Here is a 12271-nt window from a genome sequence, read left to right as displayed (position 1 = left end):
GTTCCCCGCGCCGTTCCCGCGCGGCGCAGCCCCTTGTCCGGGACGATACACCAGATCGGTCACTCAGCGACATAGGTCATCTACCGAGCGTAATCGACGGGAGCCATATGAACACGCCCCGTATTCATGGGAATACTCAGGTTTTACGGGCATGTCCCAAGTGTGTGGTCTGGGTGATGTGGGTGACCTGTCGAGGCGTCAGTCTCCCGTGGTCAGGATGAGGTTGCCGAGGGGTTCCCCCGCCGCATAGCGGGACATCTGCGACGCTATCAGGCGCCTGGCACGCGGCCCGAACGCGGAAGTGGGGCCGCCCACATGGGGGCTGATGAGCACACCGGGCGCGTGCCACAGCGGATGGCCCGGCGGCAGCGGCTCGGGGTCGGTCACGTCGAGGGCGGCGAGGAGCCGGCCGGCCTCCAACTCGGCGAGGAGCGCCTTGGTGTTGACGACGGGCCCGCGGGAGACGTTCACCAGAAGGGCGCCGTCCTTCATCCGGGCGAGGAACTCGTCGTCGACGAGGCCGCGGGTGGAGTCGTCGAGAGGGGTCGTGAGGATCACGACGTCGGCCTCCGGCAGCAGGGCCGGCAGGTCGGAAAGCTGGTGCACGGGCCCGCGCTCGGTTGCGCGCGAAGAGCGCGCGATGCGCGCGACCCGCGCAACCTCAAACGGCACAAGCCGGTCCTCCACGGCGGACCCGATGGCCCCGTAGCCCACGATCAGCACCGTCTTGTCCGCGAGCGCCGGGTGGAACCCGCCACCCCACTCGCCGTCCTGCTGCGCCCTGACGAAGCCGGGGATTCCGCGCAGGGAGGCGAGGGTGAGCGTCAGCGCGAGCTCGGCGGTACTGGCCTCGTGCACACCGCGGGCGTTGCAGAGCCGCACGCCCGGGCGCACCCGGTCCAGGTTGGCCAGCATGTCGTCCACCCCGGCGGTGAGCGTCTGGATCACCTCCAGCCGCGCCATGTGCTCCAGGGGCCGCGCCCGGGTGCGGACGGGCTTCATGTAGGGCACCACGTACACCGCGCAGTCCGCCGGGTCCCCGGGAAATTCCTGCTCACCGTCCTCGCCGCCGTCCCAGAAGCGGTACACGAAGCCGTCGGGGAGGCCGTCGATCTCCTGCAGGGGAAGGGGGAGCCACACGTCTGAAGTCATGCTCTGGAGGCTAGGGCCTCCACCTCACCGCGCCGCGCGTCGGGCCCGCCCGGATCTTCACTCGTTCGAGTGAACGGCCTCTGCCAGGCATCCGAGGTGCCCCTCACGGGTGACCACACCGATCCGGCCAGGCCGGAATTCCGTTCCGGTCCGCTCGGGAAAGCGGCGAGAATCGGGCCTTCGGGAAGCGCGGCCGGAATCGGGCCCTTCACGGGGACGGGTGGGGTCGGCCCTTCGCCCGTCCGGACCGTCGATCAAGTCGATCCACGGAACCGTCGATCAGTCCTCGGCCGAAGGGAGCAGTCCGTGCGGCACACGCTGAACCTCTGGCGTCACCGGCTGGGAGAGGTCCCCGAGTCCGTCTGGCGACGCACCGAGCTCCAGGTGCTGATCCTCGCCGAGAACGGGCTCACCGTCCTGCCGCCCGCCATCGGACGGCTGCGGCGGCTGACCACGTTGGACCTCGGGCACAACGGCCTCACCTCGGTCCCCGCCGAGCTGGGCCTGCTGGAAGGGCTCAGCGACTGCCTCTACCTGCACGACAACGACCTCTCCCGGCTCCCGGACTCGCTGGGGAACCTGACCCGGCTGCGCTACCTCAACGTCGGCGAGAACGCCCTCGCCCGCCTGCCCGAGACCATCGGCGCGATGACCGGCCTGATCGAGCTGAGGGCCCAGCACAACCGGCTGGCCTCGCTGCCCGACGGCATCGGCCGCCTCGGCCGCCTGCGCGAACTCCACCTGAGGGGCAACGCGATCGAGGACCTGCCACCGTCCGTCGCCGGCCTGCACGAACTGCGCGATCTGGACCTGCGGGAGAACGCCCTCGCGGAGCTTCCCGGGCCGCTGGCCGACCTGCCCCTGCTCCGCAGGCTCGACCTGCGGGGCAACCGCATCACCCGGCTGCCGGACCGGGTGGCCGGCATGCCCGCGCTGGAGCGGCTGGACCTGCGCTGGAACCCGTGCGAGCCGCCGCCCGCACTGCTGGCGGAGCTGGAGCGCCGCGGGTGCTACGTCCTGACGTGACCCGCCGTCGCGGGACGCGCGCACCGCACCCGGACGCGCCCACCGCGACCGGACGTGCGCACCACGACCGAACGCGCCCACCGCCACCGGACGTGCGCACCGCACCGAGGGCATGCCGGTCCCCGGTCTCCGACACCCCCGCGAAGCCGCCGGATGGGCAACCCGCGAGCGCCGGGCGGTGTAGGAACGTAGTACCGCTGCGTCGAAGGGACCCATCGTGCATCGCTCAGCCGGGCCGGCCGCCCTGGCCGCCGCCCTCCTCCTGGCCACCGCCGCCTGTTCCTCGGACGGCGGCTCCCACCCGCGGCAGACGTCAGGCGCCTCGGCGAGCTCCGCGCACCCGGGCTCCTCCGCCCCCGCCCCGGCACCGGCCGCGCCCCCCGCCAAGGGCTCGGTGAAGGTCGTCCGCACCCTCACCGAGGACCTGAAGTCCCCGTGGGGCCTCGCGGAACTCCCGGACGGCGACCTGCTGGTGTCGTCCAGGGACGAGGCCACCATCACCCGGGTCGACACGAAGAGCGGCAAGAAGACGGAGGTCGGCTCGGTGCCCGGGGTCTCCCCGTCCGGCGAGGGCGGGCTGCTCGGCATCGCGCTCTCGCCGTCCTTCGCCAGGGACCACATGGTCTACGCGTACTTCACCACCGCCTCCGACAACCGCATCGTCCGCATGCCCTACGACGAGAAGCGGTCGTCCGGCGACCAGCTCGGCGCGCCGAGCACCCTGCTGCGGGGCATCCCGAAGGGCTTCATCCACAACGGCGGGCGGATCGCCTTCGGCCCGGACAAGTTGCTCTACGCGGGCACCGGCGAGTCCGGCGAGCGCGGCCGGGCGCAGGTGAAGACCGACCTGGGCGGCAAGATCCTCCGGATGACCCCGGACGGCCGCCCGGCCCCGGGCAACCCCTTCAAGAACGCCCCCTACGTCTACTCCTACGGCCACCGCAACGTGCAGGGCCTGGCCTGGGACACCCACCGCCGGCTGTGGGCCTCGGAGTTCGGCCAGGACACCTGGGACGAGCTGAACCTGATCGAGCCCGGCGACAACTACGGCTGGCCGGAAGTGGAGGGCAAGGCGGGCAAGAAGGGCTTCCACGACCCGGTGGCCCAGTGGCGGACATCGGAGGCCTCACCGAGCGGTATCGCCTACGCGGAGGGTTCGATCTGGATGGCCGCGCTGCGCGGCGAGCGGCTGTGGCGGATCCCGCTGGACGGCACGCATGTCTCGGCCGACCCGCAGTCCTTCCTGAAGGGCACCTACGGCCGCCTGCGCACGGTCGCGCCTGCGGGCGGCGACAAGCTCTGGCTGACCACGAGCGAGACGGACACCCGGGGCACTCCGCAGAAGGGCGACGACCGGATCCTGGAGGTCCAGGTGAAGTGACGGGCGGCGGGCCGGCCTCGACCGGCGGCCCGGCCTCGACGGGCCTCCCCGGAAGCGGGGGACCGTTCAACACCCGTTCTCAGGCAACGTCCTGGTCGGGCTTGCGGATGACGACCTTGCCCGAGTCGAGGTCTATGGGGCCCCGTCCGGGGTCGCCGTCGTAGAGGTCGATCCGGCTCAGCTCCAGGCGCTTGCGTTCCTCGTCGGTGTGCTTGCGTCCGGGCGAGAAGAGCTCCTCGATCATGTTGAACACGCCGCCTCCAGGGCCGAGTCCTCGCTTCAGCGTAAGCGAGCGGGTCCGGGAGCGGCGTGTCTCGCCGGTCACATCCGGGCCGCCGCCCGGGCACGGGCGGCAGTTCCGGGGACGGGCGGCGGCGCCGGGACGAACCTCGGGCGGCCGGCGGACGTGGGCCGGCGGACGCGGGCCGGCGGACGCAGGCCGGCCGACGCGCCCGGTACGCACCCGGCCCAATGCGTGCCCGGCCCAACGCGCCCTCAGCCAACGCGCCCACGGTTCGGTCCGGACCTACGCGCCCCCGGGCCGCCCCGCCGCGTCCTACGCGCCGCGGGCGACCGTCTGCTCGGCGGGGAAGAGCTGCCGGCTGTGGGCCAGCGCGGCGGCCTCTCCGCGCCCGGAGACCCCCAGCTTGGCGAGGATGTTGGAGACGTGCACGCTCGCGGTCTTCGGGGAGATGAAGAGCTCCTCGGCGATCTGGCGGTTGGTGCGGCCGGCGGCGACCAGCCGCAGGACGTCGCGCTCCCGGCTGGTGAGCCCCAGCGCCTCCGCCGGGTCGGCCGGGTCCGGGGTGGCCCCGCGGGTGAGGGCGAGCCGGCCCCGCTGGGCGAGGCCCGCGACGGCCTCGGCGAGCGGCCGGGCGCCCAGGTGCTCGGCCACCGCCCCGGCCTGCCGCAGCAGTTCGGCGGCGCGGTCCCGGTCGTCGTCCCCGGCGCCGGCGGCGAGCAGGGCCTCCGCCAGCCGGTACCGCACCCGGGCGGTGTCGTAGGGCCGCTCCAGGGGTCCGACGGCGGCGACCACTTCCAGCCAGGTGTCCGGGCCCGCCCGGCCCTCGGCGCGCAGCAGTTCCGCGCGCACCCAGCGGGCGTAGGCGTCCCAGACCGGTACGCCCGTGGCCAGCGACTTGGCGGCGTCCCTGATCCGGTCCAGCGCTTCGGCCCGGCCGGGGCCGGCGACGGGCAGGGTGCGCGCGTCGGCCTCGGCGGTGGCGGCGGCGAGCAGTAGGGGCCATGCGTAGCGCTGGGTGCCGGGCGGGAAGCCGGCGGCCACGGCGTCGGCCAGCTCGGTGCGGGCGTCGAGGACGCGGCCCTCGCCCGCGGCGGCGCCGACCGCGATACGGGCGATGGGTATGGACTGCTGGGGCATGCGGTCGTGCGTGCCGTAGTGCCCGCGGGCCGCGGTGAGCAACCGGGCGGCTTCGGCCATCTCGCCCCGGGCCAGGGCGAGATACGCGAGACGGGCCACGCCGGCGCCGCGGGGCTTGGCGCTGTGCCCGATGCGCTCGGCCTGCGCGGCGGCCTCGGCCGCCCGGTCCCAACGGCCCAGGGCGTACAGCGACTCGGAGAGGTTCCCCCACATCCAGGCCTCGGAGTCGCGCAGGCCGTACTTCCTGCTGAGTTCGAGGCCCTCCTCCAGGAGGCCGACGGCCTCGCGGGAGCGGCCGACGCCTTCGAGCGCCGAGGGGAGGTTCACATGGCTGCGGCCCACGCAGCCGGCGATGCCCAGCTCGCTGACGCGGGCGGCCACCTCGTACATCGTGGCGAGGCCGTCCTCCACCTGGCCGGCGTCGACCATCAGGCCGCCGAGCGTGATGCGCGCGTGCATCTCGGTGTCGCGGGCGCCGACCATGTGCGCGTACTCCACGGCGCGCTCGGCGGCGACCAGGGCCTCGTGGCCGGGCTCGTGCAGCATCGACCAGTTCGCGGCGTAGGCGAGGACCTCCGCGTGCACCTGGGACGGCGGCAGCCCGCGCACCAGGTCCTGGGCGGTGCCGAGCTCCTGCCAGCCGTCGCCGTGCGCCAGGCTCTGCACCAGGCGGGAGCGCTGGACCCAGAACCACGCGGCGCGCAGCGGATCCTGCCCGTCGGAGTCGTCCTCCAGGAGCCGCAGCGCCCGCTTGGTGATCTTCAGGGCGCGCAGCCGCTCGCCGCAGAGCCGGCCGGCCACCGCCGCCTCGGCGAGCAGGTCGAGGAAGCGCAGCGGGGTGGTCGCGGGGTCGCAGCCGCAGGGCAGGTACGACTCGGCGTAGTCCATCGGACGCAGCTCGGCGCGGACGGGCTCGGGGGCGGCGTCCCACAGCTCCATGGCGCGCTCCAGCAGCCGCAGCTGCTCGGAGTACGCGTGCCGGCGGCGGGCCGCCACGGAGGCGCGGAGGACGGCGGGCAGGGCCTTGGCTGCGTCGTGCGCGTGGTACCAGTAGCTGGCCAGGCGGGTGGCGCGCGCGTCGCTGGCGACGACCGCGGGCTCGGCCTCCAGGGCTTCGGCGTAGCGGCGGTTGAGGCGTGAGCGCTCGCCGGGCAGCAGGTCGTCGCTGACGGCCTCGCGCACGAGGGAGTGGCGGAAGCGGTAGCCGTCGCCGTCCGGGCTGGCGATCAGGATGTTCGCGCCCACGGCGGCCCTCAGGGCCTCGATCAGCTCGTCCTCGGTGAGGCCCGCGACCGCCGCGAGCAGCGGGTACTCGACGGTGGAGCCGCCCTCGGCGGCGATCCGCACGGCCCGCTGGGCGTGCTGCGGCAGCTGCTCCACGCGGACCAGCAGCAGGTCGCGGAGGGAGTCGGTGAGGCCGCACTCGTCCGGGGCGACGGCCAGCTCCTCGACGAAGAAGGCGTTGCCGTCGGACCGCTCGAAGATCTCGTCGACGAGGTCGGGCTCGGGCTCGGCGGCGAGGATGCCGGCGAGCTGCCGGGCGACCTCGGGGCGGCTGAGGCGGCGCAGCTCGACACGGCGGACCACGCGCAGCCGGTCGAGCTCGGCGAGCAGGGGGCGCAGCGGGTGCCGGCGGTGGATGTCGTCGGCGCGGAACGTGGCGAGGACGACGATGCGGGGGGTGCTGAGGGTGCGCAGCAGGAAGGCGAGCAGGTGCCGGGTGGAGGCGTCGGCCCAGTGCAGGTCCTCCAGGACGAGGACCAGGGTGCGGCCGGCGGCCAGGCGCGTGAGGACGCGGGTGGTCAGCTCGAAGAGGCGTGCCATGTCCTCCTCGTCGTGCAGCCCGCGCGGGGCCTCGCCCAGCTCGGGGAGCAGCCGGGCCAGCTCGGCCTCCTGACCGGCGGCAGCGACGGCCATCTCCTCGGGGAGCTGCCTGCGCAGCGAGCGCAGCGCGGCGGAGAACGGGGCGAACGGCAGCCCCTCCGCCCCGATCTCGATGCAGCCGCCGCACGCCACGACCGCGCCCTCGCGGCGGGCGAGGGCGGCGAACTCCTCGACGAGGCGGGTCTTGCCGACACCCGCCTCGCCCCCGAGCAGCAGGGCCTGCGGCTCCCCCGCGAGGTCCGGGTCCTCAGACGGGTCCGGATGCCCTGCGCGGGGCCCGCCCGCGGCCGGCTCCCGGGCGGCGGCGCCGGCGGCCCGTGCGAGGGCGTCGCGCAGCAGCTCCAGCTCGTCGTCGCGGCCGACGAACACGGGGCTGACGGATCTGGTCTCCACGGGCCCGAGCATGGCACAGGGGTACGACAGCGCGGCACCGATTACCGGCACCGCCCCCGCTGCCACGGCGGCACCGCCCCCTCCGTCGGTGCCGTCCGCGGCGCGGGGGCCGGTCATGCCGTGCGGGGTGAGCAGGCGTGGGCCGGGGTGCCCTTGCCGCCGCCCTTCTCGGGGGAGCGTTCACCGGACTCGCCGGGCTCCCCGCGGACCCTGCGGCCCTCGGCGCGTGCCTCGCGTGCCTCTCGTGCCTCGCGGGCCTCGCGCAGCAGCCGGCGCTGCTCGACGGCCCGGATCAGGTCGGCTTCCCGTGTCTGGAAGATGCTGAACTGGAACATGCGAACCCCCTGGGACGAGTCGGTCTGATCTCACCGCGCCGTGTCGGCCGCGGTGTTCCAAGACTCGTCTCCCAGGGGGTTCATCCGCATCGGGAGAGTTCCGCATTGTGCGGGCTGGGGGTGCCTTAGCGGTGCCGTACCGCGTGCTTAGGCGGTCCTCGCCAAAGGGCCGGGGCGGGGCGTGGCCCCCTAAGGGGCCTCACATGCCCGATCCCCGGGCCCTCCGGCGCCGGTAGTCCCGCGCAAGCGCACTCCGGGTCCCGCCACGGACACGGCCCCGGCTCGGAAGGGAGGCCGGCGGTCTGCCCGTGAGGGGAAGGCGGGGCCGCTCAGGAGGAGACCGACGGCAACCCCAGGATGGCGTCGCTGTACTTGAGCACCGCGAGCAGCAGCCCGATGACGCCCAGGACGACACCCGCCCAGGACACCGACTTGATCCAGGACGCCTGCCGCTCGCCCGGCGCGCCGAAGGCGGGCTTGGCCAGCACCACCACGCCGACGATCAGCGCGGCGAGCGCGAAGATGCCGCTGATCAGTGCGGTGACGTGCCACTGGTCGCCGTAGACCTCGTGGATCTGCTTGGAGACGCTCGCTCCCTGGGACGTCTGGAGCTGCCCGACCAGCGATTCGCGGGCACCGGCGACGGTGCCGAGCCAGCTTCCCGTGAGGGAGACGAAGCCGAGCGCCGCGGCGACCACGGCGCCCGTGCCCTGGGCGACGTCCGACGAGGGGGCCTCGCCGTCCTCCTCGACCAGGAAGACGTCGTCGCCCGCGCCGGCGTCCACGGTCTCGCCTTCCGCGGTGACCGCGCCGGCTTCCGTGGTCCCACCCGGAGCGGCGTCCGCGGTGGGCTCGGCGCCCTGGGGTGTCGTTGCGGCGTCTCCGGTCTCCTTCGGCGACTCGGCAGCACGCTCCGCGCCGTCGGCCTCCTCGGGCCTCTTCGTGGGCTCCTCGCCCTTGACTGCGAGCCCTTCCGGCCTGTCCATGCGCTGTCCCTTTTCCTTGGTTTCCTTGGTTTCGTACGTCTGTCCGTCGTCCTGGATGCCCTCGGCCCCCTTCTTCCCGGCCTCGTCCGCGGTGGTCGCCCGGCCCGTGGAACGGGTCTCCGCCGCGGCCGCGTCAGGTGTCCTGTATGCCATCCCGCGCACCGTACGAACGGAATCTGAGAGCTGTCTTAGCGAGCGCCGAGCCCCACCCCGGGTCGGTACCAACGCGCAGCGAGCCCAGGAGGGGCCGGATGTCGACGTGATGCCCCACAGCCGCACACCAGGCGAAATATCCCGTGGCGCCCATGGCGTCCAAGGCATCCGCGCGCCAGCATACGCACCCGGCGACCGGGTGCGGGGGGCGGGAGCGGGAGCCGAGCGGAAGCGGGCGTCCCGGCGGGGCGGGACCGGGGCGGGAGCGGGCGCCTCCCGGGAGCGGGCCCACGGAGCCCGGAGGGGGTGGCGTGGGCCGCGGCCCCGCGTGCCGGTGCCAGTCCCGCGTGCGGGCGGCGGTCAGTCGCTCCGCGCGGCCGACGGCCTCGGGGAGGCCATGTCCCCGTCGCCGGGGGGCCTGGTCAGGCGGGCGACAGCGAGGACGACCGCGTGACGGCGCAGGGCGATCACCTCCGGGGAGACATCGCCCTCGCCGAAGGCCTCCGGGCTGCCCGGGCTCCAGGTGGCCGCGATGGACAGGATCAGCGAGAGCAGTTGCAGCGGAGGCAGGCCCGCGTCCACCAGGCCGTCCGCCTGCGCCCCGGCCAGGCCGCGCATCTTGAGGGAGTTCGACGAGACCACCACCGGAAGCCGCTCCAGGGCGCCGGGCCGCTCCAGGCTGTGCCAGCGCGCGAGCCGCATCAGCCGCGGGCGGGTCAGGTAGAAGTCGTAGAGCGCCCCCGCGTAACCGGGCAGGTCGTCGGGGGTGATCGGGACGGCGTTCTGCAGCTCTTCCACGGCCCGTGCGAAGACCGCGTCGAAGAGCCCCTCCTTGCTGCCGAAGTGCACGTAGATCAGGTTCTTGTTGTAGCCCGCCGCCGCGGCGATGCGGTCCACGCGCGCGCCTGCGATCCCGTACGTGGCGAACTCGTCGCTCGCCGCCTGCAAGAGGCTGGCCTTGGTCGCTTGGGAATCCCTGGGCATCCTCTCATGCTAGCCCGAGTCCGTACCCGGTGACTAACCAGATGGTCATCTTGGTAGGCGGAGCCCTTAACCCCGAAGATTCGCTGAAAAAGCTCGTTGCAATCGGTGGCGTATGGGCGTACTTTCCGAAGTAACTGGATGGTCAGTTACTTCTCTGGCTACGCCGATCGCCTTCACCACCGCGTTCACTTCAGGAGCCCCCTTGGCACCCAGCAGCTCGCCCGCCCCCGATGCCCGGACCTGGTTCATCACCGGCAGTTCCCGGGGACTCGGCCGCGCGATCACCGAAGCCGCCCTGGCGGCGGGACACCGCGTGACGGCCACGGCGCGCAGACCGTCACACCTCGACGACCTGGTCGAACGGTACGGAGCCGACCGGATCAGGGCAGTACGGCTCGACGTCGCCGACGGCGGCGCGGCGCGTGCGGCGGTGGCCGAGGCCGCGGAGACGTTCGGCCGGCTCGACGCCGTCGTCAACAACGCCGGCTACGGCGACATGGCCGCCGTAGAAGACGTCACCGACGAGGCCTTCCGGGCGCAGATCGACACCAATTTCTACGGTGTCTACCACGTCACCAAGGCGGCCCTGCCGATCTTCCGCGCCCAGGGCTCGGGGCACGTCATCCAGATCTCGTCCAGCGGCGGGCGGATCACCACCCCCGGGCTCAGCGCGTACCAGAGCGCCAAATGGGCCGTGGGCGGCTTCTCCGAGGTCCTGTCGAAGGAGGTACGGCCGCTGGGCATCAACGTCACCATCGTCGAGCCGGGCGGCCTGCGCACCGACTGGGCGGGCTCGTCGATGCGGATCCCGCCGATCAGCGAGCCGTACCGGCAGTCCGTGGGGGTGTTCGCCGAGCAGGTCCGGGGCATGGACGGCAAGCAGAACGGCGACCCGCAGAAGGCCGCCGAGCTGATCGTGGGGCTTCCCGAGCTCGCGGATCCGCCGCTCCACCTGCTACTGGGCTCCGACGCGTATCGGCTGGTCACCGAGGCGGATCGGGGCAAGGCCGCGGCGGATGAGAAGTGGCGTTCGCTGTCGGAGTCGATCGACTTCGAGGCAGGTGCGCCTGTGCCTCGGCTGTGACACTGTGGTTTGCGGTTCCTTGCGGTCTCGTGCCCGGCTGGCCGCCGGTGGGGCTTCTTTCCGCAGTTCCCCGCGCCCCTGATCAGGTCCAGCCCCCTGCGGTCCCGTCGTCGGCCGACCGTCCGTCGGGGCTTTTTTCCGCAGTTCCCCGCGCCCCTGATCAGGTCCAGCCCCCTGCGGTCCCGTCGTCGGCCAGCCGCCCGTCGGGGCTTTCGCGCAGTTCCCCGCGCCCCTGTCGGGGCTGGGTCATGTTTGAGCGTTCGGGGCGGTCGGGGGGCCTGGGCGTTCTACGGCGATCATGGCCATGTCGTCGGCCAGGTTGTCGTTCACGTAGTCCAGCAGGTCCCGGGTGAGGAACTCCACCAGGGTCTCGGGGCCGCCGTCCGACCACATGGCGACCCTGTCCGCCTCCGCGGCGCGCTCCACCACCGGATAGAAGGTTCCGTCGCGGTCCCGTGCCTCCGAGACGCCGTCCGTGTACAGGAGCACGCGGCCCCCTTCCGGGAAGGGGAACGTCTCCGGGGCGTACGAGCTCGTGGCCAGGCCGCCGAGGCCGAGCGGGGTCGACGGGCGGCTGACGACCAGCGGGGTGGCCGTGCCGTCGCGCAGCAGCAGGGGCGGTGGGTGGCCGCAGCTCACCAGCCTGATGACGGGCTCGTCGTCGGGGATGTCCGCGACCACGGCCGTGACGAAGCGCTCACCCACGTCCGTCTCCATCTCCGCCAGCTCGGAGAGCCCCCAGTGCACGCTGCCCTCCAGATAGGCGACCAGCTCCGGCAGCGGCGCCTGGCGGTGGGCCGCCGCCCGGAAGGCCCCGAGCATGATCGAGGTGTCGGTGATGGAGTCGAGGCCCTTGCCTCTCACGTCCCCGATGAGCAGCCGGGTGGAGCCCTCGGTTCTCGCGAAGGCGAACAGGTCCCCGCCGATGCGCGACTCGCTCTCGGCGGTGCGGTACTCCGTGGCGATGCCCAGCGGGCCCGCGCGCTCAGGCAGCGGGCGCAGCACGGCGCGCTGGGTCGTCTCCGAGACCAGTCTCACCCGCCTGAGCTGGCTGCTGTGCGTCTCACGGACGTAGGTGAAGAGCACCAGCAGGGACGAGAGCAGCACCAGCGCCACGACCTCGGTCAGGACCTGCTGCGTGCCCAGGGTGTGCCGCTCCGCGCCGGCGACCACCTGCGCGAGCACGGCGAGGACGCTCATCCCGGCGGTGGCCCAGATTCCGGCGATCGCCGCGGTGAACGCCGGCGCCACCGTGAGCAGCGGCGCGATGTGAATGGTCGGTTCCAGGAAGTAGTCGGCGATGGGGATGGCCACGACGAAAAACAGCGGCGCGAGAATCAGGGGCCAGCCGGTTTTCACGGAGTCCCCGAAGACCACGTCCGGGATCCGGATCCTCATTCTTCCTGGATACACCTAATGCGGCATATGTAACTTTTCGGGGACGTCACCCGCGGGTCTCATCACGCCTTGTCACGCCTCGCCATCCACGACGGCAGCATCCGTCACCTCATC

Annotated in this window: 10 protein-coding genes; 3 read left to right on the top strand and 7 right to left on the bottom strand. The window is 73.1% G+C overall.

Translation table 11 applies throughout. From position 1 onward, the window contains the following. Window positions 1-198: 198 nt before the first annotated feature. Window positions 199-1152, bottom strand: a complete 954-nt coding sequence (locus Sm713_RS08750) for a 2-hydroxyacid dehydrogenase (RefSeq protein WP_212909079.1) — start codon at window positions 1150-1152, stop codon at window positions 199-201. Between the two features lie 306 nt (window positions 1153-1458). Between Sm713_RS08750 and Sm713_RS08745 the strand changes: the two genes are divergently transcribed. Both Sm713_RS08745 and Sm713_RS08740 read left to right on the top strand, forming a co-directional pair. Further along, the gene (locus Sm713_RS08745; protein ID WP_212909078.1) at window positions 1459-2178 is read left to right on the top strand and encodes a leucine-rich repeat domain-containing protein; all 720 of its coding nucleotides are present in this window, start codon (window positions 1459-1461) and stop codon (window positions 2176-2178) included. Window positions 2179-2395: 217 nt separating this feature from the next. Further along, window positions 2396-3559: a sorbosone dehydrogenase family protein gene (locus Sm713_RS08740; RefSeq protein WP_212909077.1), complete on the top strand. Its 1164-nt coding sequence runs from the start codon at window positions 2396-2398 to the stop codon at window positions 3557-3559. A gap of 79 nt (window positions 3560-3638) precedes the next feature. Here Sm713_RS08740 and Sm713_RS08735 read toward each other — a convergent pair whose 3' ends face one another. From Sm713_RS08735 to Sm713_RS08715, 5 genes are all read right to left on the bottom strand, one after another. Beyond that, window positions 3639-3803: a DUF6191 domain-containing protein gene (locus Sm713_RS08735; protein ID WP_374196036.1), complete on the bottom strand. Its 165-nt coding sequence runs from the start codon at window positions 3801-3803 to the stop codon at window positions 3639-3641. Between the two features lie 312 nt (window positions 3804-4115). Further along, entirely contained in the window at window positions 4116-7229 is a 3114-nt protein-coding gene (locus Sm713_RS08730; RefSeq protein ID WP_212911878.1) for a helix-turn-helix transcriptional regulator, read from the bottom strand. 101 nt (window positions 7230-7330) lie between these two features. Continuing rightward, window positions 7331-7552, bottom strand: coding sequence for a hypothetical protein (locus Sm713_RS08725; protein WP_212909075.1), 222 nt, complete (start codon window positions 7550-7552; stop codon window positions 7331-7333). Between the two features lie 329 nt (window positions 7553-7881). Further along, a complete protein-coding gene (locus tag Sm713_RS08720; RefSeq protein ID WP_212911877.1) occupies window positions 7882-8538 on the bottom strand; it encodes a hypothetical protein in 657 nt (218 codons plus the stop codon). A gap of 513 nt (window positions 8539-9051) precedes the next feature. Further along, window positions 9052-9675 (bottom strand): TetR family transcriptional regulator, encoded by a 624-nt coding sequence (locus tag Sm713_RS08715; protein ID WP_212909074.1) that lies wholly within the window; start codon window positions 9673-9675, stop codon window positions 9052-9054. 202 nt (window positions 9676-9877) lie between these two features. Between Sm713_RS08715 and Sm713_RS08710 the strand changes: the two genes are divergently transcribed. Beyond that, window positions 9878-10759 (top strand): SDR family NAD(P)-dependent oxidoreductase, encoded by an 882-nt coding sequence (locus Sm713_RS08710; RefSeq protein WP_249416176.1) that lies wholly within the window; start codon window positions 9878-9880, stop codon window positions 10757-10759. A 246-nt stretch (window positions 10760-11005) separates the two neighbouring features. Here Sm713_RS08710 and Sm713_RS08705 read toward each other — a convergent pair whose 3' ends face one another. Then, window positions 11006-12157 carry a PP2C family protein-serine/threonine phosphatase gene (locus Sm713_RS08705; RefSeq protein ID WP_212909072.1) on the bottom strand — a complete coding sequence of 384 codons (1152 nt, stop codon included), beginning with the start codon at window positions 12155-12157 and terminating at the stop codon, window positions 11006-11008. Window positions 12158-12271: the final 114 nt, after the last annotated feature.

It is taken from the genome of Streptomyces sp. TS71-3 (genome assembly GCF_018327685.1).
Classification (GTDB): Bacteria; Actinomycetota; Actinomycetes; order Streptomycetales; family Streptomycetaceae; genus Streptomyces.
Note: the sequence above shows the minus strand (reverse complement) of the source record. Positions and strands in the feature narration are given on the sequence as shown.